Here is a 26,016-nt window from a genome sequence, read left to right as displayed (position 1 = left end):
ATTTGCCGACTTCCGCAAACATGGCGCCCCTTAAGAACATTACGGTTCTGGATCTCAGCAAGGTCTTGGCCGGCCCCTTGTGCGGCCAATATCTGGGTGAACTGGGTGCGCGGGTGATCAAGGTGGAACCCGTTGGCACGGGTGACGATACGCGCGCCTGGTTGCCGCAGGATGACGGCCAGTCCGCCACCTTTCTGGCCGTGAACCACAACAAGCGCAGTCTGGCCGTCGACCTGAAGACCGAGGCGGGCAGGGCGGTGGTACACCGGCTGGCCAAGCAGGCGGATGTGGTGTTGCAGGGTTTCGGCGGCAAGACGGCTGCTCGGCTGGGGGTGGATTACGACACGCTAAGCCGCCTGAACCCGGCGCTGATCTACTGCGAGATATCGGGCTATGGCCGTGAAGGCCCCATGGGCGACGAACCCGGGTACGACGTGATGCTGCAAGCGTTCAGCGGCATGATCAGCACCATGGGCGAGCCGGGCGGCAATTTTGCGCGGGCCAGCTTTTCTCCGGTCGACCTGGGCACGGGCTCATTCGCGCTAAGCGGAATTCTGGCGGCGCTGCTGGCGCGCAGCCAAACCGGGCAAGGCCAGTACCTGGACGTGTCGTTGCTGGATACGTCGTTGGGCCTGATGTCGTACATGGCGCAGAATTATTGGCGTAGTGGGCAGATTCCACGACGGATGGGCACGGGTCATCCGGCGATGTGCCCGTATCAGGCATTCCGCGCAGCCGACGGCGACCTGATGCTTGGGGTAGGCAACGACGCCCAGTGGCAGCGGTTTTGCGCGGTTGCCGGCTTGCAGGACCAGGCCGGCGCACCGGCGTTCGCCAGCAACGCAGCGCGCGTCCGCAATTTTGATGCGACGGTCGCATTGGTGCAGGCACGTATCGAAACGCGGACGGTCGCCGAATGGATCGCCATACTGAAGCCCGCCGGCATCGCCTGCTCGGCTATTCATACCCTGGACCAGGCGCTGGCGCATCCGCAAGTGGCGGCGCGCGAACTGATCGTGACCAGCCAACATCCCGTGTTGGGAGAGGTGCGCAATATCGGGCTGCCGGTGCGGTTCGGCAAGCAAGCACGGCAAGCCACCTTGCCCGCGCCGCTGTTGGGCGAGCATAGCCGCGAGATTCTGGCAGACTTGGGCTATGCGCCCGACGAGATCGAAGCGATGCTTGCCACGGGCAGTGTGCAGGCGTTGACGCGCTCAGCCGAAGCAGGAGAACCGTATTGACCTATCTACGCTACGAAGTCCGCGACCGGGTCGCGGAGATTCATCTTTGCCATGCGCCAGTCAATGCGCTGGACGTGGAAATGCTGGATGCGCTGATTGCCGCGCTTGAACGCGCCAATGCCGATACGCAAGTGCGCGCGGTGCTGTTGGCCAGTGACTTGCCCGGCAGGTTCTGCGCCGGGCTGGACATGAAGAAGTTGCTGGCGAGTTCGCCGGTTCAAGTGCATGCACTGCTGACCCGGCTGTACATCAAGCTTTACGACGCGCAGTTCAACCTGACGAAGCCATCGATTTCAGTCGTGGCCGGCGCGGTGCGGGGCGGGGGGATGACGGTCGCCATTTCCAGCGACATGATCGTGGCCGCGGACACCGCGTCTTTCGGATATCCGGAGATCGACGTTGGGGTATTGCCGGCGATCCACTATGCGCATCTGCCCGCCATCGTGGGCAAGCACCGTGCGTTCGACCTGCTCTTCACCGGTAGGACATTCAGTGCGCAAGAGGCGTGCGATTTGGGCCTGGTCGCGCGCGTTGAAGAGGAAGGACAACTGTTGGAACGCGCGCGGCTGCTGGCGCAGTCCTTGGCGAGCAAGCCACCGCAGGTGCTGGCGATGGGGCGACGCGCCTTTGTGTTCGCCAACGACAACGACTACCGCCGCAGGCTCGCCACGGCGGTCGAGGTGTTCTGCAACGCCGCCGCCACACCCGACGCCGCTGAGGGCCTGGCTGCCTTTGTGAACAAGCGAGCGCCGGTCTGGAGCGACCCGCTGGGGTAGCTCGCGGTTGCGTTATTGCCCCTTGAACGCCGGCGCGCGTTTTTCACGAAATGCGCGCACTCCTTCGGCAAAGTCGGCGTGCGTGGCCGAGTCCAGAAAGCGCGCCGTTTCATTGGCCAATTGCGTTTCCAGCGAGGCGTATTCGGCTGAGCGCAGCAGGTCTTTCGCGCCCGCGATGCCGTGGGGCGCGTGCCTCGCCAAATCCTCGGCATAGCGTTGTGCCGCCTGGGCAAATTCGCTGGCGGGCGCGCTGCGGGTGATGATGCCCCAGGCCAGCGCCTCGCGTGCGGTGAAGGCGTCGTGGCGCATCAGCAGGTCCAAGGCACGCTTGGGCCCCAACACGCGGGCCAGGCCGTGCGTCATGCCTGCGTCGGGCGTGGCGCCCAGCTTCAGATAGGCCGTCATGAAACGGGTGTCGTCCTCGGCAATGGCCAGGTCGCATGCCAGTACCAGCGACAGGCCCGCGCCCGCCGCCACGCCATGCACCTGCGCCAGCCAAAGCTTGTTCATGCGTGCGATACGCACGACAAAATCGTTAAGCGGCGTGAACAGATCCTGCAAGGTGGCGCGCACCTGCGCGGGTTCGCCCGCGAACATGCTGATGTCGCCGCCGGCGCAGAAGGCCTTGCCCGCCGCGCACAGGCGCACGACGCGGATGGCAGGCTGCGTTTCGAGCCACTGCGCGGCGCGTTGCAGGTCGCGCGCCATGGCGACGTCGATGGCGTTGAGCGTATCAGCGCGGTTCAGCGTGACCGTGGCAAGGGCGCCGTCGGCCGCTAGCAGCAGCGTCTGAAACGCCGGAAGTTCCTGGGTCATGGCTTGTCTCCGTTATCGGGTAAGTACCAACTGTCGATCCAAAAACCGCGATGCTATGGTCTGAACCGAGCGCTTGCTTGGTTTTGTTTTAAGCAGACCTAGCGTAACGCATAGTGCTACCGCATAGAACGATTTTCCAGCGCTGGATTGGCGTAGGTAAAGACAGGTTCGTTGCATCTCCTGCCTGGCGGGTTGCCGATTCATCGTTTAAAAAATGTCCGCCCAAGGCGGCAAAAAAACTTCGCGATCAATCAGCGAGGAGACAAATGGTGGATCAGTCCAAGCACGCTCCTTTGCTGGAGGTGGATGGGGTTACCTTGGCGTTTGGCGGCGTCAAGGCGCTGACCGGCGTGGGGCTTAGCGTGGCGCCCGGCACCATCACCACAGTCATCGGCCCGAACGGCGCGGGCAAGACTTCGCTGTTCAACACCATTTCCGGCTTCTACAAACCGGCCACGGGCCACATCCGATTTGAAGGCCGGGACATCACCCGCGTGGCGGCGCCCGAGCGCGCCCGGCTGGGCCTGGCGCGCAGCTTTCAGAACATCGCGTTGTTTCGCGGCATGACGGTGCTGGACAACATCAAGCTGGGGCGGCATGCGCACCTGCGCACCAATGTGCTGGACGCCTTGTTCTATCTGGGCCGGGCGCGCCGCGAAGAGATGGCGCTGCGGGCCGACATCGAAGAACGCATCATCGACTTTCTTGAAATCGACCATATCCGTCACGCTCCGGTGGCGGCCTTGTCGTATGGCTTGCGCAAGCGCGTGGAACTGGCGCGCGCGCTGGCGATGCAGCCCAAGGTGTTGATGCTGGACGAACCCGTGGCCGGCATGAACCGCGAAGAGACGGACGACATGGCGCGCTTCATCCTGGATGCGCGATCTGAATGGGGCGTGACGGTGCTGATGGTGGAGCACGACATGGGCATGGTGATGGACCTGTCCGACCACGTCGTGGTGCTGAACTTCGGGCAGGTGATCGCGGACGGCACGCCTGCCCAGGTTCAAGCGAACCCCGAAGTCATCAAAGCCTATCTGGGCGCGGGCGATGTGGGCGACCTGCGCCGCCGCCTGCGGGAGGCCGCGTGATGGACGCGCTGTTCTTCCTGGAAGTCAGCCTGGCGGGCCTGGGCAGCGGCGGCCTGTATGCGCTGGCGGCATTGGCCTTCGTCATCGTCTACAAGGCGACTCGGGTCGTGAACATCGCCATCGGCGAATTCCTGATGTTGGGCGCGTACGTGTTCTATGCCTTCGCAACCAGCATGGCGTGGCCGATCTGGCTGGCCATCGTGGGCGCGGTGGTGGTGTCGGGCGCGTTGGGCGCCTTGGTCGAGCGCTTGACCATACGGCCGATGCTGGGCGAGGCCCCGATCTCGGTCTTCATGGTGACGGTGGGGCTCGCGTCGATTCTGGTGGGCGCGGTGGAACTGATCTGGACGGCTGACCAGCGCCGCCTGCCGGAGTTCATGCCGCGCTCGCCCGTGATGATCGGCGAAGCCTTTGTGGCGCCCAAGGTGTTCTACGGATTCTGGGTGGCGGTGGTGCTGGCGCTGCTGGTGCTGGTGGTGTTTCGCTACTGGCGCGGCGGCGTGGCGCTGCGGGCGACTGCATCCGACCAGGGCGCGGCTTACGCAATGGGCATCAATGTGCCGCGCGTGTTCTCGCTGGCGTGGGTGGCTGCCGGCGCGCTGGCAGCCGTGTCCGGGGTGATCGTGGGCGCCATCGGCGGTATTTCCTCGTCGATGGGCGTGTTTGGCCTGTCAGTGCTGGTGGTGGTGATCGTAGGTGGGCTGGACAGTGTGGCGGGCGCGCTGGTGGGTGGCGTGTTCATCGGTTTGCTGGAGGCTTGGGCGGGCGCCTACCTGGGCGGCGAATTCAAGCTGCTGGCCACTTTCATCGTGCTGGTCGTGGTGTTGATGGTCAGGCCCTACGGCTTGTTCGGCACCCGTGAAATCGAGAGGCTTTGACCCATGCGCATCGCAACCGCGAAGCAGACTTACCTGGCCGACGAAGCCCTGTTCGACACGCGCACCCAGCATGTGTGGCTGGCCTTGCTGGCGGCGTCGCTCGTGCTGTTTCCCTTCGTGGCCGACGCCTATTGGCTGTACCTGGCGTGTCTCGTTGCCATCAACATCGCCAGCGCCACGGGCTTGAACATCCTGACGGGCTACACCGGGTTGGTCAGCTTGGGGCAGGCCGCGTTCATGGGGCTGGGCGCGTACACCGTGGCGGTGATGGAACTGCGGCTGGGCACGCCGGTGCTGGTCAATCTGTTGGGCGGCGGCGTGGTGGCGATGCTGGGCGGCTTGCTGGTGGGCATTCCGTCGCTGCGCGTCAAGGGTTTGTACCTGGCGATCTCGACCATTGCCGCTTCGTTCATCGCGCACTTCATTTTTGCGAACTGGGAATTCACGGGCGGAACCAGCGGCCTGCAGGTGCCGCCCGCACGCGTGCTGGGCGTGGACCTGGATACGTCCTTCAAGATCTATTGGCTGATCGTGCCGGTGACGGTGCTGATGGTGCTGGGCGCGGCGAACCTGTTTCGCACCCGCATCGGGCGCGCGTTCATCGCCATCCGCGACCGCGACATTTCGGCCGAAGTGCTGGGCATCCACTTGCTGCGCTACAAGCTGCTGTCGTTCGGCCTGTCGTCGTTCTATGCGGGCGTGGCGGGCGGGCTGTGGGCGTATTTCTTTCGGGTGGTCACGCCCGAGAGCTTTCCGCTGATCATGTCCATCTTCTTCCTGGCCGCCATCATCGTGGGCGGCATGGGGTCGATCCTGGGCGCCATTCTGGGCGCGGTGTTCATGACCATGGTGCCCGAACTGCTCAAGCTCATCGTAGGCTGGCTACCCGTGGGCGGCGACGCGCTGCGCCTGGTGTCGCCCGTGCGCACCATTGTTTTCGGCCTGCTGATCGTGGGCTTTTTGATCTTCGAGCCGCATGGGCTCGCGGAAATATGGCGGCGCGTGCGCCGCTTCTTCCACCTGTGGCCATTCCGGACCTGAATGCTGACTGGCCGATTGCAAAACGCATTGCAATACCTACAAGACCCAAGGAGACACATCATGAAGCGCATCCGGATAGGCAGCGGTTTATCGAAGTTGTTGGCCCCGTTGGGCCTGGCGGCGGCATTGGCGGCGGCGCCGGCAGCACAGGCGGCGGACGACCTGGTGCTGGGCGGGTCCATTCCCTTAAGCGGCGTGTTCGCGTTTGCCGGACAGGGCATCCACGCCGGCATTTCCGACTACGTGAAGATCATCAACGAACAAGGCGGCATCAAGGGCCGCAAGCTGCGCTACGTGCCGGAAGACACGGCCTACAAGGTGGATGCGTCGGTGGCTGCCTTCAAGAAAATCACCAGCCAGAACAAGGTGAACTTCTACTACGGCGATTCCACCGGTTTTTCAAAGACCATCAACGCGGAATTGAACCGCACGGGCGACATCCTGATGACCGGCGCGTCGTTCGCCACCGAACTGAACGACCCCGCCAAGTATCCGGCGCAGTTCATGCTGGGGCCGGACTACACCGAGATGTTCGGCATTCTGCTGCGCTACATCGCCAAGGAGCAGCCGGGCGCGAAAGTGGCCTTTGTGTATTCCGACACCGAGTTTGGTCGTGATCCCATTGCCAGCTCGCGCGCCGTGGCGGAAAAGCTGGGGCTGAAAGTCGCCACCGAAATCATGACGCCACCGGGCAGCGTGGACGTGTCGACCGAAGTGATCAAGCTGCGCCGGGCCGACCCGGACTTCACCATCTTCCACGGCTATGTGCTGGCGCCCATTCCGGAATTCGTCGGACAGGGCAAGCGCATGGGCCTGAAGACCCGCTACATGGGCACGTTCTGGACCATGGACAACTCCACCGTGATGCAGATGGGCGAAGACGCCGAGGGCTTCATGGGCGTGATGCCTTATCGCTACTACTACGACACCGAGGGCGATGCGCCGATGTTGAAGAAGATTCGCGAAATGCGTCCGCAATACCAGAGCACCGGCTACATGCAGGGCTTCTTGGCGGCGATGCTGTTTTCGGAAGTGGCCAAGCGCACGCTGGATGCCGGCAAGGAGCTGACCAGCGCCAACATGAAGGCCGCGCTGGACGGCATCAAGGACTTCGACACGGGGGGCTTGATCGGCGTGCCGGTCACGATCAAGGGCAACTCCATTCCGGTGGGCCGCATCTATCGCGCCGATGTGAAGCAAAAGCAGATGGTGCCGGCGTCCGACTGGATCGTGCTGAAGTGAGGCGGCCGTGAACCTGGGACAAAGCGCGCAGTTGGCACAGACATCGGCATCGGCCACCGCCGCCGCGCCCGCGGCGGTGTTGGACATCAACAATATCGAGGTCGTCTACAACAAGGCGGTGCAGGTGCTGCGCGGCTTGTCCCTGTCGGTGCCGGCCGGCAGCATCGTGGCGCTTCTGGGCAGCAACGGCGCGGGAAAATCCACCACGCTGAAGGCCGTGTCCGGCTTGCTGGATCTGGAAGACGGGGAACTGGTGCGCGGGCACATTGCCTTCAACGGCGGTGATACGGCGGGCACCAAGCCGCAGAACCTGGTGCGCGCCGGCCTGGCGCACGTCATGGAAGGCCGCCGCGTGTTCGAAGACTTGACCGTGGAAGAAAATCTGGTGGCGGCCACCTACGCGCTGACGGGTCGGCCCGACGCGCGCGTGGACTTCGATCTGGTCTACGGCTATTTTCCGCGCCTGTTCGAACGGCGGCGCGGCTTGGCAGGCTACTTGTCCGGGGGCGAGCAGCAGATGCTGGCGATTGGCCGCGCGTTGATCGCGCAGCCCAGGCTGATGCTGCTGGACGAACCGTCGCTGGGTTTGTCGCCGATGCTGGTGGAGAGCATTTTTTCCATCATTGCGCGCATCAACGCCGAGCAGGGTGTGTCGATGCTGCTGGTTGAGCAGAATGCGTCGGTGGCGCTGGCCGTGGCGCACTACGGCTACATCATGGAGACCGGCAAGGTGGTGATCGACGGTTCGGCCGACAAGCTGGCCGCCGACCCCGACGTGCGCGAGTTCTATCTGGGCGTGGGCGGCACGGGCGACGCGCGCGGCTTTCGCGACATCAAGCACTACAAGCGCCGCAAGCGCTGGCTGTCATGAAGGACAAGGCCATGGTTGCGTTGATTGACCCCGCCGTTTGGCCCGAACTGACCTTGCCGCAGATGCTGCGCGAGCAGGCGCGGCGGCAGCCTGGGGCCATTGCCATCCGGCAAAAAGATTTTGGTATCTGGAAGCCGCTGACCTGGGCAGGCTACTGGCAGCGGGCCTGCCACGTAGGGCTGGGCCTGCGCGCCCTGGGCCTGAGCGTGGGCGGCCGGGTTGCCGTCGTGTCCGAGAACCGCGTGGAGTGGTTGCTGACCCAGTTGGGGGCGGGCACGGTGGGCGGCGTGGCCGTGGGCGTCTATCCAACCAGCCCGGCCGAGGAAATGGGCTATGTGCTGGAGCACGCCGACGTTGAGCTGGTGGTGTGCGAAGACCAGGAACAGACCGACAAGGTGTTGCAGGTGGCGGACCGCTTGCCGCTGCTGCGCCGCATTGTGATGATCGAAACCAAGGGCCTGCGTTCGTACGCGCCGACCGAGCGCGAGCGGCTCGTGACCTTTGCCGAGATTGAAGCCGATGGCGCGCGCCGCGAGGCCGCCGAACTTACCGCCTTGCACGCCGCGCTGGATGCGCAGCGCCTGGATGAAACCGGGCTGATGATTTATACGTCCGGATCCACCGGCAAGCCCAAGGGCGCGATGCTCAGCTACCGCAACATGCGCGGCGTGGCGCCGGGTATCGCCGACCGGCTGTCGATGGATGCGCACAGCGTGCATCTGTCGTATCTGCCGCTGTGCCATGTGGCCGAACAAATGCTGTCCACCTTCGTGCCGCTGTATCTGGGCTCGCAGGTGAACTTTGGCGAATCCATCCGCACGGTGCAGGAAGACCTGCGCGAAGTGGCGCCGACGATCTTCCTGGGCGTGCCGCGCATCTGGGAAAAGCTGCACGCATCGATTTCGATCAAGATGCAGGAAGCGGGGCGCTTGCAGCAGTGGCTGTACCGGCAGGCATTGGCGCGCTGCGCACCCTTTCTGGAAAAGTCGCCCGCGCAGTACAGCATGGGCGAACGGCTGACGCATACGCTGTGGTACTGGCTGGTACTGCGCGCCTTGCAGAACTTCATCGGCTTGCGCCGCGTGCGCGTGGCGATGACCGGCGCCGCGCCCATCCCGCCTGACGTGGTGCGCTATTTCCGCACCCTGGGTGTGCCGCTGCTGGAAGTGTATGGTCTGACGGAATCGGCCGGCATGATCTTCGGCCAGCATCCCGACCGCGTGAAAGTGGGCACGGTGGGCGAACCGATTATGGGCGTGGAATGGAAGATGGGTGACGCCGGCGAACTGCTGGTGCGCGGCGACATGGTGTTCCAGGGCTATTACAAGAACGCGGACGCCACGGCCGATACGGTGCGCGACGGCTGGCTGTACACGGGCGACGTGGTGGCGGAACAAGACGGGCGCGTGCGCATCGTGGACCGCCTCAAAGACATCATGATCACGGCGGGCGGCAAGAACCTGACGCCGTCCGAAATTGAAAATGCCGTCAAGGGCAGCCCGTATGTGAAGGAATGCATCGTGATTGCCGATGGCCGCAAGTTCGTGTCGGCGCTGATCCAGCTTGAGTTCGACACGGTGGGCAAGTGGGCCGAGTCGCGCCGCATTGCGTTCACGCATTTCCGGTCGCTGGCAGAAGCAGCAGAAGTGCGCGAACTGGTGCAGCAGGAAGTGTCGCGCGCCAACGCCGGGCTTGCGCCCGTGTCGCAGATCAAGCGCTTTCACCTGCTGACCAAGGAACTGGACCATGACGATGGCGAGGTGACGGCCACGATGAAAGTGCGCCGCGCGAGCATCTATCGCACCTACGCTAAAGAAATTGAAATGCTCTACGTTGAGGAGACGATGGCATGAACGAAGCCGTGATCGTGGAAGCGGTGCGCACGCCGTTCGGCCGGCGCGGCGGATGGTGGGCCGACACGCGGCCCGATACGCTGCTGGCGCAGACGGTGGACGGCTTGCTGGCGCGTGCCGGCTTGCCCGGCGAGAAGGTCGAGGACTTGATTGCGGGCTGCGTCAGCCAGGCGGGCGAGCAGGGCGCGAACGTGGGGCGTTTGGCGGCGATGCTGTCCGGTCTGCCGGAAAGCGTGCCAGGCGTGACGCTAAACCGCATGTGCGGGTCCAGCCAGCAGGCGGTGCACTTCGGCGCGCAAGCCATCGCGGCGGGCGACATGCGCTATGTGGTGGCGGGCGGCGTCGAAAGCATGAGCCGCGTGCCGATGTTCCTGGACGTGACCTTGGGGCAAAGCGAATTCAAGGGCTTTGAATCGCTGAACCCCGCGCTGCTGGAACGCCATGCCCTGATCCACCAGATTGAAAGCGCGGAGCGTATTGCCGACCACTGGCGCTTGTCGCAGGCAGATATGGATGACTGGGCGCGCGAAAGCCATGCACGCGCCTGGACCGCCGCGCGCGCCGGGCTGCACGCCGAATTGCTGCCGGGTCCGCAGGCCGCTGTGCATCGCGATGAAGGCATACGCGAAACCACTGACCCGGCGCGCATGGCGGCGATGGCGCCGGCGATGCGGCCGGCGGGGCAGGGTGGTGTCACCGCCGCCAATGCCAGTCAATTGGCGGACGGCGCGGCGGCGGTATTGCTGGCCGACCACGACACGGCGCTGTCAGACGGGCTGCGGCCGCGCGCCAGGTTCCTGGCGCGGGTGGCGGTCGGCTCGGACCCCGTGATGCAGTTGACGGGCGTGATTCCGGCCGCGCGCATGGCCTTGGCGCGTGCCGGCCTGGCCTTGGAGGACATCGATTGGATCGAAATCAACGAGGCCTTCGCCAGCGTGGTGCTGGCCTGGCAGCGTGAACTGGACGCCAAGCCGTCGCGCGTGAATCCGTGGGGCGGCGCGATTGCGCACGGCCATCCCTTGGGCGCGACCGGCGCGGGCTTGATGGCCAAGATGCTGGCGGGGCTTGAAGCGACCGAGGGCGAGATCGGCATGCAACTGATGTGCATCGGCCATGGCATGGCCACGGCGACCATCATCCAGAGACTGTGAAGCGCCATGAACAAGACCGTGGCCACCGCGCCGCGCGATGAAGGCACGGAGTCGGAGCGCCGCCGCGAGCTGGTGCTGACGGCGGGCAGGCTGTTTTGCAAGCACGGCTATGAGCGCACGACGGTGCGCGAACTGGCCCGCGCCGTGGGCTTGCAGTCCGGCAGCCTGTTCCACCATTTCCGCAGCAAGGAAGAAATACTGGTGGCCGTCATGAACAACGGCATCCAGGAAGTGATCGACGGCGGCGAGCGGGCGCTGGCGCATTACGACGCGCCGGCCGATCGCCTGGCCGCGCTGTTTCGCGTACACATGTGGAGCATGTTGCAAGGCGCGGGGGGCGACGCCATGAATGCGCTGGTGTACGAATGGCGCAGCCTGTCCGCGCCCAGCCAGTCGGCGGTCAAGGCGTTAAGCGATCGCTACGAGGCGATGTGGCAGTCCGTGGTGGCCGGCGCGGTGGATGCGGGCATGATCAAGGGCGATGCGCGCGTGATCAAGCGTTGCGTGCTGGGGGCGATGAACCTGACGGTGCAGTGGTACAAGCCGGGCGGGCGTCTGGCGCCCGCCGAGTTCATTGATGCGATGTTGCTGGCGTCGTTGCCGGCCTTGCCCGCGGGCGCGGGGGCCTGGCCCTTGCCCTTGCCCTTGCCGGCTCAGGCTACCGACGCTTGAGATAGGCGCCCACGGCGCAGGCCACGGCCAGCGCCAGCAAAGAACCCGCCACGGGCAGCAGGAAGTCGGCCTCGCCGTGATAGCCGCCACCGGTGACGCCGCCCGCCACGCCACCCATCCACAGCAGCGCAGAAAGCAGCGATGCCACCGCTGAGATCGCGGCGGCGATGCACAAGGCAATGAACACCGGCCGGCGCGGCCGCGCGGAGACATAGGGCGAAGCCGGCAAGACGCGGCGGGGTTGCTTGATCCAGTAGATCAGCCCCGCCGCAATCAGCAGCAGCATCAAGATCTTGAAGATCATGATGCGGCCTTGGCCAAGCAGCTTTTAGTCTTCACGACGCAGGTGCGGGAACAGGATGACGTCGCGGATGCTGGGGCTGTCGGTCAGCAGCATGACCAGGCGGTCGATGCCGATGCCGCAGCCGCCCGTCGGAGGCATGCCGTATTCCAGCGCGCGGATGTAGTCCGCGTCGTAGAACATGGCTTCTTCGTCGCCGGCGTCCTTGGCTTCCACTTGCGAGCGGAAGCGTTCGGCCTGGTCTTCGGGGTCGTTCAATTCCGAGAAGCCGTTGGCGATTTCGCGGCCCGTCATGAACAGCTCGAAGCGCTCGGTGATGCCTTCGCGCGTGTCGGAAGCGCGCGCCAGCGGCGACACTTCAACCGGGTAGTCGATGATGTAGGTGGGGTTCCAGAGCTTGGCTTCGGCCGTCTCTTCGAACAGCGCCAGTTGCAGCGCGCCCAGGCCGGCGCGCGACAGCACCGGGCCGTCGGCATCCGCGCCCAGCTTCTTCAATTCGGCGCGCACGAAGACGGGGTCGTCCAGTTGTTCCTGGGTGTAGCCCGGCGCGTACTTCAGGATGGCTTCGCAGATGGTCAGGCGGTCGAACGGCTTGGACAGGTCCAGTTCGCGTTCCTGATACGTCAGCACGGCGCTGCCGGTGGCCGAGATGGCCGCCTGGCGGATCAGTTCTTCCGTGAAGTCCATCAGCCAGCGGTATTCCGCAAAGGCCGCGTAGAACTCCATCATCGTGAATTCAGGGTTGTGACGCGGGCTGACGCCTTCGTTGCGGAAGTTGCGGTTGACTTCAAACACGCGCTCGAAGCCGCCGACGATCAGGCGCTTCAGGTAGAGCTCGGGCGCGATGCGCAGGTACATTTCCATGTCCAGCGCATTGTGGTGCGTGACGAACGGCTTGGCCGCCGCGCCACCCGGAATCGGGTGCAGCATGGGCGTTTCGACTTCGAGGAAGCCGGCGTTCAGCATGAACTGGCGGATGCTGCCCACGGCCTTGCTGCGCGCTTCGAACGTGCGGCGCGTGGCGTCCGTCATGATCAGGTCAACGTAGCGCTGGCGGTAGCGCAGTTCCTGGTCGGCCACGCCGTGGAACTTGTCCGGCAGCGGGCGCAGCGACTTCGACAGCAGGCGAGCCGTGGCGGCGTGCACCGACAGTTCGCCCTTGTTGGTCTTGAAGACCGACCCTTCGATCGCGATGATGTCGCCGATGTCCCATTGCTTGAACGCGGCGTAGTTGTCTTCGCCCAGCGTGCCACGGTCCAGGTAGATCTGGATGCGGCCGGTGCTGTCTTGCAGCGTGGCGAAGCTGGCCTTGCCCATGACGCGCTTGAGCATCATGCGGCCAGCGACCTTGACGGTGACGGCGGCGGCGGCCAGGGCTTCCTGTTCTTCGCCGTCGTACTTGTCGTGCAGCGCGGCGGCGCGGGCGTCCGGAACGAAGTCGTTGGGGTACGCGACCCCGGTTTCGCGCAGTTTGGCCAGCTTGGCGCGCCGTTCGGCGATCAAGCGGTTTTCATCCTGGGCGGGTGCCGGAGTGGTCGAGTGGTCGGTCATGGTAAGGGGATCAGTCGTAATTGCGGATGTCGTCGATTTCGGTCGTGCCGAAATCTTCGCGATCCAGGTAGGCAAGGATGCGGGTGGCCACGTTGGCGGGCGAAGCGAGCTTGCCGGTGGCGTGGAAGTCCTGGAACTTGGCCAGCGCCGGGAAGCTGTCGGGGTCGCTGGAACGGATGGCGACCTGCATGTCGGTGTCGACGATGCCGGGGGCCAGCGCGACGATGCGCGCGCCGTCATCGCCTTGTTCCTGCTTGACCACGCGCGAATACATGTCCAGCGCGGCCTTGGTGGCGCAGTAGACGCCCCAGCCGGCGTTCGGGTTGCGGCCCGCGCCGGACGAGATGTTCAGCACGCGGCGGTCTGCCTTCAGGTCTTCGACGGCGGCCAAAAAGCGCGCGGTCAGCAGCATGACGGCGGTGACGTTCAGATTGAACGCGGCGGTGATGGCCGCGCTGTCGATCAGGGCGTCGGTGCCGGCCACGGGGTGGACCGTGCCCGCATTGTTGATCAGCAGATAGCGCTTGGCATCGCGCGGCAGGGCCGCGCAGATGCGTTCAGCCGCGGTTTCCGCCGCCTTCAGGTCCGAGAGGTCCACGGACAGTTGTTCCAGTTGCACATCCTGCGACCGCGCGTAGGCGGCCAGTTCGGGGTCTTCGCGGCGCGCCAGCGTGATCAGGCGGGTGCCCGGTTTGAGCAGGCCGCGCGCCATGGCGGCGCCGATGCCGCGCGAAGCGCCGGTTAGGATTGCGATGGTGTCAGACATTCGTGGACCTCTGGGTGCGGTTAGCGGAAGTATCGCGACAAACTTAAACGCCTTGCTTCAGGCTGGCCTGGATGAAGGGATCCAGGTCGCCGTCCAGCACTTTTTGCGTGTTGGAGATTTCAACGTTCGTGCGCAGGTCCTTGATGCGGCTCTGGTCCAGCACGTAGGAACGGATCTGGTGGCCCCAGCCCACATCGGTCTTGGAGTCTTCCAGCTTCTGCTGTTCGGCCATGCGGTTGCGCATTTCCAGTTCGTAGAGCTTGGACTTCAGCATCTGCATGGCTTCGGCGCGGTTGCGGTGCTGCGAACGGTCGTTCTGGCACTGCACCACGATGCCCGTGGGGATGTGGGTCAGGCGCACGGCGGAATCGGTCTTGTTGATGTGCTGACCGCCCGCGCCGGACGCGCGGTAGGTGTCCACGCGCAGGTCGGCGGGGTTCACTTCAACTTCAAACGATTCGTCGACTTCCGGGTACACGAAGACGCTGGCAAACGACGTGTGGCGACCGCCGGAGGAATCGAACGGACTCTTGCGGACCAGGCGATGCACGCCGGTTTCGGTGCGCAGGTAGCCAAAGGCGTATTCGCCTTCCATCTTGATGGTGGCCGACTTGATGCCCGCGACGTCGCCTTCGGATTCTTCCAGCACTTCAACCTTGAAGCCCTTGCGCTCGGCGTACTTGAGGTACTGGCGCAGCAGCATCGAGGCCCAGTCCTGCGCTTCCGTACCGCCCGCGCCAGCCTGGATGTCCAGGAAGCAGTTCAGCGGATCGGCCGGATTCGAGAACATGCGGCGGAATTCCAGGTTTTCGAGCTTTTCCTGGAACGCGTCGGCGTCTTTTTCGATGGATTCAAGGGTGGAATCGTCGTCGTCGGCCTCGGCCAGTTCGAACAATTCATTGGCGTCGGCCAGGCCCGTGCCCAGACCGGTGAGCGTTTCCACCACGTCTTCCAGGGCTTTCTTTTCACGGCCCAGGTCTTGGGCGTGCTTGGGGTCGTTCCAGACAGCCGGGTCTTCAAGCTCGGCGTTTACAACGTGCAGGCGTTCAGCTTTGGCATCGTAGTCAAAGATACCTCCGTAGAGCCTGTTCGCGCTCCGCATAGTCGGCGAGGCGGGCTGCGAGCTGGTTCTGACGTTCGGCTTCCATGATGATTCCTGATGACTTTTGTGCGAAACCTGGCATTTTACCGTGGATGGGGCAATAGCGCGGGCGCGTGTTGTAAGAGGGGGGACGGATGGGGCGAGCGGGCGCGCAGCTCGTAGGATGGGTGAAGCGCGGGAATGCGTCGGCAAGAATTCAGGTGCGGGACGCGCGTAACCCATCAGCCGACCGTCACCGGTATAGGTACGGCCCATGAGAATTCGGCGTTGTTTGATGGGTTACGCGCGTTCGATACCTTCGTTCTTGCCCGGGCTTTGCCGCGCTTCACCCATCCTACGGATGTGAATCCGTTTTTTAGCCCGCGTGTTCGATCACCAACTGTACCGACACCATCCCGTTCCACACATTTTGCTCCAGCCGGTACGCCGCCTGTATATGTTCCGGCAGTGACTGGTCGTGGCCGAACCAGATGGCGTCAAAACGTTGATGGCCGCGTTCCAAGGACAGCTTCAAATGCTTTTCGCCGACCAGGCGCTGGTTGCGCACGGTGAACTCGTCCAGGAACAAGGGGGCGGCAAAGCCCGCGCCCCAGACTTGTTGCTGGAGCATGCCGGCAACTTCGGCGTTGGCGTAGCCCGACTCCAAAGATCCATCGGTTTCGATGACGGGTTCGAAGGTGTCGCGGCCGGTCAGTTCGCGCACGGCCGCGTCGAACGCGGGGGCGAAGGCGGGGAAGTCGGCGCGGCCCAGCGTCAGGCCGGCCGCCATGGCGTGGCCGCCGAACTTGCGGATCAGGTTGGGGTGGCGCTTGGACACCAGGTCCAGCGCGTCGCGCAGGTGTACGTCGGGAATCGAACGGCCCGAGCCCCGGATTTCGTCGTCGCCCGCGGGGGCGAACGCCAGGGTGGGGCGCCAGAATTTTTCTTTCAGGCGCGAGGCCACCAGGCCCACCACGCCCTGGTGCCAGCCGGGGTCGAACACGCAGACCGTGGCGCCCGCCGCCGCGTTGGGTTCTTCCATGGCGGCCAGGGCCTGCTCGCGCATTTCGGCTTCGATGGTGCGGCGTTCGCGGTTGATGTTGTCAAGCTCGCGCGCCATTTCCAGCGCCTGGGCTTCGTCATCGGTGGTCAGGCAGGCAATGCCCAGGCTCATGTCGGCCAGGCGGCCGGCCGCGTTGATGCGCGGGCCCAGCGCAAAGCCCAGGTCGAAACCATTGGCGCTGCGCGGCTCGCGGCCGGCCACCGCAAACAGCGCGCGCAGGCCAGGTTGCAGGCGGCCGCTGCGCATGCGTTGCAGGCCTTGCGTGACCAGCAGGCGGTTGTTGGCGTCCAGTTTGACCACGTCGGCCACGGTGCCCAAGGCCACCAGATCCGACAGCGCATCCAGGCGCGGGCCGCCATCGGCCGGGTAGACGCCACGGCGGCGCAGCTCGGCGCGCAAGGCCAGCATCATGTAGAAGATCACGCCCACGCCCGCCAGGTTCTTGGACGGAAAGCCGCAGCCGGGCTGGTTCGGGTTCACGATGGCCAGCGCGTCGGGCAGGGTGTCGCCCGGCAAGTGGTGGTCGGTGATGACCACGCCGATACCGGCGTCGTTGGCGGCGGCCACGCCGTCGACGCTGGCGATGCCGTTGTCCACGGTGATGATGATGTCGGGCTTGCCGCTGCGGTGGCGCACGGCCAGGTCCACCACGGCGGGCGACAGGCCATAGCCGGTTTCAAAGCGGTTGGGCACCAGGAAGTCGACATCAGCGCCCATGGCGGACAGGGCGCGCAGGCCGACCGCGCAGGCGGTGGCGCCGTCGCAATCGTAGTCGGCCACGATCAAGAGCTTCTTGCCGGCCTGGATGGCGTCGGCCAGCACGCCGGCGGCGTGCGCGGAATGGGTCAGGCCGGCGGGCGGCAGCAGCGACGGCCACGCCAGCTTGGTTTGATCAGGATGCGTGACGCCGCGCGCGGCCCACAGGCGGGCCAGCAGCGGGTGGATGCCGGACGCTTCCAGGATGCGGCAGGCTTCCAGGGCGGCGGGTCGGGTCGTTAAGCGGGGTGAGACCACCAGGCGCTCCAGTTTTTCTTGGGCGCGGGCAGCAAGCCTAGCAGGCCCCCGCGCGGTTTCAGGGTCAATGCGGCTTGGCGGTCGTCGCCCAGCAGCAGCAGTTCGGTGGGGGCGGCTGGCAGGCCATGCTTGCCTGCCAGCGGGCGCAGGTGCTGCGCATCCAGTTCGGCCAAGGCGTCCAGCCAGCCGGACCAGTCGCCCGTCCGTTGCGGGGCGTCCAGCCCGGTCAACAGGTACTCGGCACCGGAAGGCGTGACCGTCCACGGCGAGCCGCCGCCGTACAGCCACAAGGCGTTGACCGGGGGCAGGCCGCGCGCGGCGCGCTCGTCGTTGACGGGGTGCTCGTGCCACGCCATCTGAATTTCATTGAGCAGCCGGCGCCAGGGGCGGGTTTCGGCGTCTTGGCGCCACCACTCGTTCAGCCGGTGGCCGGCCACCACCTGCGGCGATGCGGTCTGCGGACGCAAGCCCTCGGGCAGCGTCAAGCGCCAGCGTTGGGGTGACAGCGCGTGGACGGTGAAACCCGTGCCGTCAAACAGCGGGCGCGCCGTGTCCAGCAGGGCGTCGGATTCCTGCGCGCGCAATTCCATTTGGCCGGGGTCCAGCAAATTGGCCTGGTCGGCCCCCAATGCCAGGTGGACCAACTCGGCCAACCACACGGGCTGGCTGGCAGGGGCTTGGTCGCCCGCCAGCAAGGGCCCCAGCCCCGCGCCTTGCAGCAGGCCGGGTTCGGGCTGATAGCCCGCGCGGTTCAGTTGCCAGGATTCGAACGCGGTACAGCCGTGGGCGCGGACATCAAACGGCGTGGCGCGGGCGGTGCCGGCCAGCAGCCAGTGGTGCAGCGTGGGCGCGCGCTCGGGTAGCAGTTTGGCCAGTTCGGCGGCAACGGGAAGGGCGGGCAGGGCGCCCGGAATGACGATCAGCATGGGCGGGATTGTAGTCTGGCAAGGCGGCGGGAACTAAGGGGTGGTGGCGCCTGCCATAGCTTGACACGGCTGGTCGTGGAACCGCACATCCGCGGCGCGATTTCCGGGCCGTTAATGCAATAATGCGCACGTGCTGAAAATACCCTACGAACTCTGGATAGGCGCCCGCTATGCCGGGATGGCCCGAATCCGCCAGCGACGCGGGCGCCGCGATCGCTTCATCTCCTTCATTGCCGCCAGTTCCATGGCGGGTATCGCGCTGGGCGTTGCCGCCCTGATCGTGGTGCTATCCGTGATGAACGGGTTTCAAAAAGAAGTGCGCGATCGCATGCTGTCGGTGCTGCCGCACATCGAACTCTACATCCCCGGCGCCTTGCCCGAGCGGGTGCTTGAGCAGTGGCAGCAGTTTGCCACCGCCGCCAAGCAGAACCCCGAGGTCAAGGCCGGCGCGCCCTTCGTGGCGGCGCAGGGCATGCTGGTGCGCGGTCAGGCGCTGCGGGGCGTGCAGGTACGGGGCATCGACCCCGCCACCGAAGGCAACGTGTCTGACCTGCCGCGCCAGATGGTGTCGGGCAAGCTGACCGACCTGAAAGCCGGCGGCTTCGGTGTGGTGCTGGGCAACGAGCTGGCCGACGGCCTGGGCGTGAAAGTGGGCGACACGCTGTTGATGATGGCGCCGCAGGGCTCGATCAGCCCGGCCGGTTTCGCGCCGCGCATGCGCCAGTTCACCGTGGTGGGCGTGTTCTCGTCGGGCCACTATGAATACGATTCGTCGCTGGCGTTCGTGGACAACCAGGACGCCGCGCGCGTGTTCCGCGAAAGCGGCACGGCGGGGGTGCGGTTGCGCATTGCCGACATGCAGAAAGCGCCCGAGGTGGCGGTCGAATTGAAGAAGGTCTTGCCGCCCTACGTGATGGCCAGCGACTGGTCGCGCAACAATCGCACGTGGTTCGCCGCCGTGCAGACCGAAAAGCGCATGATGTTCCTGATCCTGGCGCTGATCGTCGCCGTGGCCGCGTTCAACCTGCTGTCGTCCTTGGTGATGGCCGTGAAGGACAAGCAGTCGGACATCGCCATTCTGCGCACGCTGGGCGCCGGGCCGGGCGAAGTGGCCCGCATCTTCCTGGTGCAGGGCGCCTTGATCGGCGTGATCGGCACCTTGCTGGGCGTGGTGGGCGGTATTGCCATCGCCTACAACGTGGACGTGATCGTGCCGTTCATCGAACGCATGCTGGGCGTGCATTTCCTGCCGCGCGAGGTCTATTTCATCAGCGCGTTGCCGTCCGACCCGCAAGTGGGCGACATCGTCACCATTGGCTTGACGTCCTTGGTGCTGTCGCTGCTGGCCACGCTGTATCCCAGTTGGCGCGCTTCGCGCCTGCAACCGGCACAGGTGCTGCGTCATGATTAAGATTCCCAACGCAGACGCTTTGACCCCCGCGCTGCAAGCCGACAACATCGTCAAGTTCTACGACGATGGCGCTACCCGCATCGACGTGCTGAGCGATGTCAGCCTGACGGTGGCGCGCGGCGAAATGGTCGCCATCGTGGGCGCGTCGGGCTCGGGCAAGAGCACCTTGCTGCACATTCTTGGTCTGCTGGACGTGCCCAACAGCGGCTCGGTGTCGGTGGACGGCAAATTGGCCGTGGGCCTGTCGGAAGCCAAGAAGAGCGCGGTGCGCAACAGCAGCCTGGGCTTTGTGTACCAGTTCCACCATCTGCTGCCGGAATTTTCGGCGTTGGATAACGTGGCGATGCCGCTGATCGTGCGTCGCGAAAACCGCGACAAGGCCCGCGAGGCCGCGCGTGAGGTGCTGGCGCTGGTGGGCCTGGCCGCGCGCGAAGACCATTTTCCGGGTCAGTTGTCGGGCGGCGAACGCCAGCGGGTGGCCTTGGCGCGCGCGCTGGTGACGCGCCCGGTGTGTGTGCTGGCCGATGAACCCACTGGCAACCTGGACCGCAACACGGCGCACAAGATGTTTGAGCTGCTGACCCGCGTGAACCAGGAGTCGGGCACGGCGTTTGCCATCGTCACGCACGACCCTGAACTGGCCGCTCGCGCCGACCGCCAATTGTTGATGGAAAACGGCAGGCTGGTACCGGAATAAGCCGGGCAGGGGAGCATAATTCCGCCAAGGAGGCCATGCCCATGCTGATCGACACCCACTGCCATCTGGACGCCGCGGAATTCGACGCCGACCGCCAGCAGGTGGCCGACCACGCTTGCGAAGCCGGCGTCCGGTCCATTGTCATCCCCGCCATCGAACGCGCCAATTTCTCCGTGGTGCAACGGCTTGCCGGCCAGGTCGCCGGCGGCGCCTACGCGCTGGGCATCCATCCGCTTTACGTGCAGCGCGCGCAAGATTCTGACCTGGACGTGCTGTGCGACACCATCAAGCTGTGCCTGGGCGACCCCCGCTTTGTCGCCATCGGCGAAATTGGCCTGGACTTCTTCGTGCCCGAGATTTCCACCGGCGAAGCCCGCGAGCGCCAGGAAAGGTTCTATGCCGCCCAATTGGCGATGGCCGCGGAATTCAAGCTGCCCGTATTGCTGCATGTGCGCCGGTCGCAAGACATCTTGCTGAAGTACCTGCGCCGCCATGGCCCCATTGGCGGCATCGCGCACGCCTTCAACGGCAGCGCGCAGCAAGCCCAGGCGTTTATTGATCACGGATTCGCGCTGGGCATGGGGGGCGCCATGACGTATGAACGCGCCCTGCAGATCCGCCGCCATGCGGTGGACGTGGACCTGGCGCACCTGGTGCTGGAAACCGATGCGCCGGATATTCCCCCTGCCTGGCTGCACCCGCCCCAGCGCCGCAACCGGCCGGGCGAATTGGTGCGTATCGCAGCCGTTCTGGCGGAGCTGCGTGGCATCACGCCCGCGCAGGTGGCGCATGCCACCACGGCCAATGCGATGCGGGTATTGCCGCGCCTGCCGGCTGCAATCCTGACTGACGACGACTGAATCCGTCCCTGAATGTTTGACGCAGATGAAAGCAGTTGTCGTATGGATGCATCACAGATCTAAGAAATTTCTGAAAGCTTTCTAAAAACTGAATGAAAGCTGGCAAAAGGATGGATCGCTTATTGGGAATGCCTATCATTGGCGTTCGTTAAAAATCCCAATCAGCGCGATGCGCGCCACCCGGCCCGGGTGGTTCCCTGCGATTCCTTATGTCTACTCAGAAAAGCGTTACCGTCCTGGGGGCAGTTCGTCCCACAACCCTTCCATCCTTCCGCCTGCTGCCCCTGGTCATGGCCATCGCCATGACCGGCGCGGCCCACGCGCAGTCGGCCAAGCGCGCCATGGAAGACACCCTGGGCGTTGCGCAACTGGATACCGTGGTGGTCACCGCTGCCGGCTTCGAGCAGGAAATCAAGAACGCGCCCGCGTCCATTTCCGTGATCACGCGTGAACAGCTTGAAACCAAGCCGTTCCACAACCTGGCCGATGCGGTGGCCGACGTGGAAGGCGTGACGGTTGAACGCGGCGGCAAGGCCGGCGGCATGAACATCAGCATTCGCGGCCTGCCCAGCGACTACACGCTGGTGCTGGTTGACGGCAAGCGGCTGAACCAGAACAGTTCGGGCGCGCGGCCCAACGGCTTTGGCGACGTGGACACCAACTTCATTCCGCCCATGGCCGCCATTGAACGCATTGAAGTCGTGCGCGGCCCGATGTCCACGCTGTACGGCTCGGACGCCATGGGCGGCGTGATCAACATCATCACGCGCAAGACCAGCCATGAATGGATCGGCCAGATCACGCTGGACGGCACCGCACAAGGTGACAACACCTACGGCAACAATTACGGCGCGGCCTTCTACCTGAGCGGCCCCATCAAGACCGACAAGCTGGGCCTGACCCTGCGCGGCGGCCACTACCGCCGCCTGAGCGCCCACGGCAGCTACCCCGCCAACCAGGCGGAAGCCGACAGCGGCAAGTACACCGGCAACATCGCCGCCTTCAGCGGCCTGGGCGACAGCACGCAACAGAACGTGGGCGTGCGCCTGGCGCTGACGCCCAACCGCAACCACGACGTGCTCTTCGACGTGGACAGCAACTGGCAAACCTTTGACAACGCCAACGAGGAAGTGGGCACGCTGAACAGCAGCATCGCGCCCAAGCGCCAGGGCGGCGGCTATGAGCCCGAAATGAAGTTCAACCGCCAGCGTTATGCGCTGACGCACCTGGGCCGCTACAGCGGTTCGGTCAGTTCCGACACCAGCCTTGTTTACGACACCACCGAAACCATCGGCCGCACCAACCCCATGAACTGGCCGCGCCGCTCCGCCGACGGCGACAAGCGCGACCTGGAATACGACAACTGGGTGTTCGATACCAAGTGGACGACGCCGCTGTACAACGAACGCCACAACCTGACCGTGGGCGGACAGTGGCGCGAACAGCATTTCAAGGACACGCTGGTGTCCGCGCCGCTGAACCTGCGCCAGTATCAATGGGCGTTGTTTGCCGAAGACGAATGGCGCATTGTCGACGACCTGGCGCTGACGGCCGGTGCCCGCTACGACCGCAACGAGCAATTCGGCGGCAAGTGGAGCCCGCGCGGCTACCTGGTGTGGAACGCCACGCCGATGTGGACGGTCAAGGGCGGCGTCAGCAAGGGCTACAAGACGCCCGACATCAACCTGATGACCGACGGCATCATCGGCCTGGGCGCGCAGGGTACCAAGCCCTTGCTGGGCAATTCGCAACTGAAGCCGGAAAGCAGCACCTCGTCTGAGCTGGGCCTGCTGTTTGACGACGGTGAGGGCCTGTCGGGCAACCTGACGGCGTTCCATACCAAGTTCAAGGACAAAATTGACAACCAAAGCGTTCCCAATTGCCTGGCCCGGGGTGGCCCGGTGGCCGGGTGCCTGGACTTGGGCGTGTGGGAACGCAATGGCACTCCCGTGGAGGACTTCTCGCAGCGCGTGAACGTGGATACCGCCACCATCCAGGGTTTTGAATTGGGCGGCCGCGTGCCGCTGGGCGGCGGCGTGTCGTTCAACGGCAATTACACGCTGACCGCCAGCGAAGTGACCTCGGGCGCCAAGGAAGGCCAACCGCTGGGCTCGCAACCGCGCCACGCCCTGAACCTGGGCCTGAACTGGCGCATCAACGACCAGTTCAATGTCTGGGCGCGCGGCGAATACCGCGCCAAGCAGTTCAACAACATGAACTGGGAAAAAGAGCAGGTGTTCTACAACCCGTATTGGCTGGCCAGCACGGGCGGGTCGTATATCGTCAACAAGAACGTGACCTTGTCGGCGTCGGTGTTCAACCTGTTCGACAAGAACTTCGTGAACTACGGCCCGACGAAGGTCGGTTCCACCACGCCGGCCGCGAACGCCAACTGGACCAACTCGTACCGCCAGGTGCTGGAAGGCCGCCGCTTGTGGGTATCGGCGAACATCACGTTCTGATACCGGCGGGCACGGGCTGCCGCGCCTCGCGCGGCAGCTCGATGCGCACACTCAAGCCTTGCGGCGAGACGTTGCGCGCCCGGATGCGGCCCTTGTGCGCGGCCACCGCGGCCTGGGCGATGGACAGGCCCAGGCCCGCGCCGGAACCGGGCGTGTTCGCGCCCGAGGCGGCGCGGAAAAAAGGCTCGAACAGGGATTCCAGATCTTCCTGCGCAACCCCGGGACCCCGGTCTTCAATTTCCACGCAAACGACGTCGGCGCTTTCCAGCAGCCGCACCCGGATGGCGCTATGGGCGGGCGCGAAGCGCAGTGCGTTGCGCATGACGTTTTCGATGGCGCTGGACAGGCTGTCGCGGTCCCCGATGATGGGCGCGGGCGCTTGCGGATCCCACACGATGCGCACTTGCTGTTCGCCGGCTTCAAAACGCGCATCGTCGACCACCGCGCTGACGATGTCGGTCAAGTCCAGCAAGTCGCGCGGTTCCGGCAGGGCGCCCAGGCGGGCCAGCCGCAGCGTGCTGCCGACCAGCGCGTCCAGCCGCTCGCATTCGCGTTCGATGCGGTCCAGTTGCACGTCCTGGCGTTCGTCCTTGCGGCGTGCCAGTTCGCTGGCCAGACGCAGGCGGGCCAGCGGTGAACGCAGCTCGTGCGCGATGTTGTGCAGCAATTGTTCGCGCGTATCCACCACCGCCTTCAAGCGGTCCGCCATGGCGTTGAAGTCGCGCGCAAGCAAACCAAGTTCGTCCTTGCGCCCGGCCAGCTTGGCCGGTGTGTGGGCGTCCAGGTCGCCCGCCGCCAAGGCATGCGTGGTGTGGCGCAACTGCGTCAAGGGCGCGGTGACGTGGCGCGTCAGCGCCCAGCAGAAGGGCGCCGTGACCGCCAGCGCGAACAGCAGCAAGGCCAGCGCCACGGGCGACAGCCCCAGCACCTCCCAGTGCGAGGAATCAAACGGCAAAAACAGCATCAGCCGTTCGGAGCCATCAGGCAGCACCAGAAGCTGGGGCTGCCACCATGACACGCGCTGGCCCGAGGTCTCGGGCGCCAGCAGTTCCGCCTGCGTGGGCCGGTCCGACGCGGCGCGATAGGCGCTGAGCCAATCGTGCATGCGGGCGGGCAGCGTGCGGCCCAGGATTTCGGTGTCGTTCGCATCCAGGATGTAGATCTTCAGCGCCGAATAGCGCTGGTCCATCGCTTCAACCCAGCGTTGCAGGCCGTCTTCGCCATGAATGCGCGCCACCTGCTCCGCGTCGTGCGTCAGGCTGGCGGGATTCAAGCCGTCCAGGGAATTGATGCGATACCAGGCGACGGCCGCCGTGAACAGCATGCCGCATACCAGGATGATGGCCATGGCGGACCAGAACGTCAGGAACGCGCGCCAGAACAGCGACCGCGTGGGCAACAACCAGGGCATCAGGCCGAACCCGCCAGCACATAGCCCAGCCCGCGCAGGTTGCGGATCGACAGCGTGCCATTGGCCTGATCCAGATGCAGCTTCTTGCGCAGGGCGCTGATGTGGGTGTCGATGCTGCGGTCGTAGCGGTCAGGCCGTCGGCCCAGCGCGTACAGGCCAATCTGCTCGCGCGCCACGACCTGACCGGGGGCGCGCATCAGCAGTTCCAGGATGCGCTGCTCGGCGCCCGTCAGCGGCACGTCTTCGGCGTCCAGGCGCGCGCGGCCCGTGGCGGGGTCCAGCGACAAGGCGCCCACTGTCAGGTTGGGTCGGGTGGTTTCGGGCATTTCTTCAAAGCGCCGCAGCACCGCCGTCATGCGGGCCTTGAGTTCGCGCGGGCTGAAGGGCTTGGCCAGATAATCGTCGGCGCCGAACTCCAGCCCCAGCACGCGGTCGGTTTCACCGCCGTGCGCCGTGAACATGATGACCGGGCGCCGCGACCGTTGCCGGTATTGCTTGAGCAGGTCCAGGCCATTGCCGTCGGGCAGCATCAGGTCCAGCAGGATCAGGTCGTAGTCGTGCTGCGCCAACAGGGCAAGCCCGTGGGTGCCCGTGTGAGCCAGGCTGAGCAGGCAATGATTGGGTTCAAGGTATTCCTGCAGCATCTGCGCCAGTTCGACGTCGTCGTCGATAAGCAGGATGCGGCGCGGCACCGGAGATTGGGAGTAAAGCATTCGTAGAGGGTTCCGCACCCGGTAGTGAGGCCGAAGGCCGCCTGCCGGAGTGTCAAGAAATGCGAAGAAGATAAAAGTTGCGGAAAGGTGTTTGCCGGGTTCCGAAGGCCTCAATTCTAATATGAGAA

At 65.0% G+C, this 26,016-nt stretch carries 23 protein-coding genes; 14 read left to right on the top strand and 9 right to left on the bottom strand.

The window, feature by feature from the left end; all coding sequences use genetic code 11:
* Positions 1-20 precede the first annotated feature (20 nt).
* Entirely contained in the window at positions 21-1,241 is a 1,221-nt protein-coding gene (locus CVS48_RS21880) for a CaiB/BaiF CoA transferase family protein (protein ID WP_100857796.1), read from the top strand.
* The gene (locus CVS48_RS21875; protein WP_100856271.1) at positions 1,238-2,017 is read left to right on the top strand and encodes an enoyl-CoA hydratase/isomerase family protein; all 780 of its coding nucleotides are present in this window, start codon (positions 1,238-1,240) and stop codon (positions 2,015-2,017) included. Before CVS48_RS21880 ends, CVS48_RS21875 begins: the two co-directional genes overlap by 4 nt.
* A 12-nt stretch (positions 2,018-2,029) precedes the next feature.
* Here CVS48_RS21875 and CVS48_RS21870 read toward each other — a convergent pair whose 3' ends face one another.
* Positions 2,030-2,833, bottom strand: coding sequence for an enoyl-CoA hydratase/isomerase family protein (locus tag CVS48_RS21870; protein WP_100856270.1), 804 nt, complete (start codon positions 2,831-2,833; stop codon positions 2,030-2,032).
* A 266-nt stretch (positions 2,834-3,099) separates the two neighbouring features.
* Between CVS48_RS21870 and CVS48_RS21865 the strand changes: the two genes are divergently transcribed.
* The 8 genes from CVS48_RS21865 (at position 3,100) to CVS48_RS21830 (ending at position 11,632) form a co-directional block, all read left to right on the top strand.
* The gene (locus CVS48_RS21865; RefSeq protein ID WP_167401038.1) at positions 3,100-3,924 is read left to right on the top strand and encodes an ABC transporter ATP-binding protein; all 825 of its coding nucleotides are present in this window, start codon (positions 3,100-3,102) and stop codon (positions 3,922-3,924) included.
* Positions 3,924-4,802, top strand: a complete 879-nt coding sequence (locus CVS48_RS21860; RefSeq protein ID WP_100856269.1) for a branched-chain amino acid ABC transporter permease — start codon at positions 3,924-3,926, stop codon at positions 4,800-4,802. Before CVS48_RS21865 ends, CVS48_RS21860 begins: the two co-directional genes overlap by 1 nt.
* Before the next feature lie 3 nt (positions 4,803-4,805).
* The gene (locus CVS48_RS21855) at positions 4,806-5,843 is read left to right on the top strand and encodes a branched-chain amino acid ABC transporter permease (RefSeq protein ID WP_100856268.1); all 1,038 of its coding nucleotides are present in this window, start codon (positions 4,806-4,808) and stop codon (positions 5,841-5,843) included.
* 60 nt (positions 5,844-5,903) lie between these two features.
* Positions 5,904-7,085: an ABC transporter substrate-binding protein gene (locus CVS48_RS21850; protein ID WP_050445304.1), complete on the top strand. Its 1,182-nt coding sequence runs from the start codon at positions 5,904-5,906 to the stop codon at positions 7,083-7,085.
* 76 nt (positions 7,086-7,161) lie between these two features.
* A complete protein-coding gene (locus CVS48_RS21845) occupies positions 7,162-7,956 on the top strand; it encodes an ABC transporter ATP-binding protein (protein ID WP_167401130.1) in 795 nt (264 codons plus the stop codon).
* A gap of 11 nt (positions 7,957-7,967) precedes the next feature.
* Positions 7,968-9,809, top strand: a complete 1,842-nt coding sequence (locus tag CVS48_RS21840; RefSeq protein ID WP_419191430.1) for an AMP-dependent synthetase/ligase — start codon at positions 7,968-7,970, stop codon at positions 9,807-9,809.
* Positions 9,806-10,960, top strand: a complete 1,155-nt coding sequence (locus CVS48_RS21835; protein ID WP_100856266.1) for a thiolase family protein — start codon at positions 9,806-9,808, stop codon at positions 10,958-10,960. The genes CVS48_RS21840 and CVS48_RS21835 overlap by 4 nt, the downstream gene beginning before the upstream one ends.
* A 6-nt stretch (positions 10,961-10,966) precedes the next feature.
* Positions 10,967-11,632 carry a TetR/AcrR family transcriptional regulator gene (locus CVS48_RS21830; RefSeq protein WP_100856265.1) on the top strand — a complete coding sequence of 222 codons (666 nt, stop codon included), beginning with the start codon at positions 10,967-10,969 and terminating at the stop codon, positions 11,630-11,632.
* On the opposite strand, the gene CVS48_RS21825 is transcribed toward CVS48_RS21830, so the two are convergent.
* The 6 genes from CVS48_RS21825 to CVS48_RS21800 form a co-directional block, all read right to left on the bottom strand.
* Entirely contained in the window at positions 11,619-11,936 is a 318-nt protein-coding gene (locus CVS48_RS21825; RefSeq protein ID WP_100856264.1) for a preprotein translocase subunit TatB, read from the bottom strand. The two genes, CVS48_RS21830 and CVS48_RS21825, sit on opposite strands and share 14 nt — an antisense overlap.
* Positions 11,937-11,960: 24 nt before the next feature.
* Positions 11,961-13,484: a lysine--tRNA ligase gene (gene lysS, locus CVS48_RS21820; RefSeq protein ID WP_100856263.1), complete on the bottom strand. Its 1,524-nt coding sequence runs from the start codon at positions 13,482-13,484 to the stop codon at positions 11,961-11,963.
* Positions 13,485-13,494: 10 nt separating this feature from the next.
* Positions 13,495-14,250 carry an SDR family oxidoreductase gene (locus CVS48_RS21815; RefSeq protein ID WP_100856262.1) on the bottom strand — a complete coding sequence of 252 codons (756 nt, stop codon included), beginning with the start codon at positions 14,248-14,250 and terminating at the stop codon, positions 13,495-13,497.
* Between the two features lie 43 nt (positions 14,251-14,293).
* Positions 14,294-15,398, bottom strand: a protein-coding gene (gene prfB / locus CVS48_RS21810; protein ID WP_100856261.1) for a peptide chain release factor 2 whose coding sequence is annotated in 2 segments (ribosomal slippage) — positions 14,294-15,316 and positions 15,318-15,398 — 1,104 coding nt in all. Because the reading frame shifts where the segments join, the coding sequence is not laid out codon by codon here.
* A gap of 309 nt (positions 15,399-15,707) precedes the next feature.
* A complete protein-coding gene (gene recJ / locus CVS48_RS21805; RefSeq protein WP_100856260.1) occupies positions 15,708-17,408 on the bottom strand; it encodes a single-stranded-DNA-specific exonuclease RecJ in 1,701 nt (566 codons plus the stop codon).
* Positions 17,390-18,334, bottom strand: coding sequence for a hypothetical protein (locus CVS48_RS21800; protein ID WP_100856259.1), 945 nt, complete (start codon positions 18,332-18,334; stop codon positions 17,390-17,392). Before CVS48_RS21800 ends, recJ begins: the two co-directional genes overlap by 19 nt.
* 178 nt (positions 18,335-18,512) lie before the next feature.
* Here CVS48_RS21800 and CVS48_RS21795 point away from each other — a divergent pair, with 178 nt between their 5' ends.
* The 4 genes from CVS48_RS21795 (at position 18,513) to CVS48_RS21780 (ending at position 23,764) form a co-directional block, all read left to right on the top strand.
* Complete coding sequence (locus CVS48_RS21795; RefSeq protein WP_242001444.1) at positions 18,513-19,745, top strand: lipoprotein-releasing ABC transporter permease subunit; 1,233 nt, start codon at positions 18,513-18,515, stop codon at positions 19,743-19,745.
* The gene (locus CVS48_RS21790) at positions 19,738-20,442 is read left to right on the top strand and encodes an ABC transporter ATP-binding protein (RefSeq protein WP_100856257.1); all 705 of its coding nucleotides are present in this window, start codon (positions 19,738-19,740) and stop codon (positions 20,440-20,442) included. Before CVS48_RS21795 ends, CVS48_RS21790 begins: the two co-directional genes overlap by 8 nt.
* Before the next feature lie 41 nt (positions 20,443-20,483).
* Complete coding sequence (locus tag CVS48_RS21785; RefSeq protein WP_100856256.1) at positions 20,484-21,302, top strand: TatD family hydrolase; 819 nt, start codon at positions 20,484-20,486, stop codon at positions 21,300-21,302.
* A gap of 209 nt (positions 21,303-21,511) precedes the next feature.
* Positions 21,512-23,764, top strand: coding sequence for a TonB-dependent receptor domain-containing protein (locus CVS48_RS21780; RefSeq protein ID WP_242001196.1), 2,253 nt, complete (start codon positions 21,512-21,514; stop codon positions 23,762-23,764).
* On the opposite strand, the gene CVS48_RS21775 is transcribed toward CVS48_RS21780, so the two are convergent.
* Positions 23,754-25,175: a sensor histidine kinase gene (locus CVS48_RS21775; protein ID WP_100856255.1), complete on the bottom strand. Its 1,422-nt coding sequence runs from the start codon at positions 25,173-25,175 to the stop codon at positions 23,754-23,756. The genes CVS48_RS21780 and CVS48_RS21775 overlap by 11 nt on opposite strands.
* A complete protein-coding gene (locus CVS48_RS21770) occupies positions 25,175-25,888 on the bottom strand; it encodes a response regulator transcription factor (protein WP_100856254.1) in 714 nt (237 codons plus the stop codon). The genes CVS48_RS21775 and CVS48_RS21770 overlap by 1 nt, the downstream gene beginning before the upstream one ends.
* Positions 25,889-26,016 lie beyond the last annotated feature (128 nt).

The sequence above is a fragment of the Achromobacter spanius genome, assembly GCF_002812705.1.
GTDB lineage: Bacteria > Pseudomonadota > Gammaproteobacteria > Burkholderiales > Burkholderiaceae_B > Achromobacter > Achromobacter spanius.
Note: the sequence above shows the minus strand (reverse complement) of the source record. Positions and strands in the feature narration are given on the sequence as shown.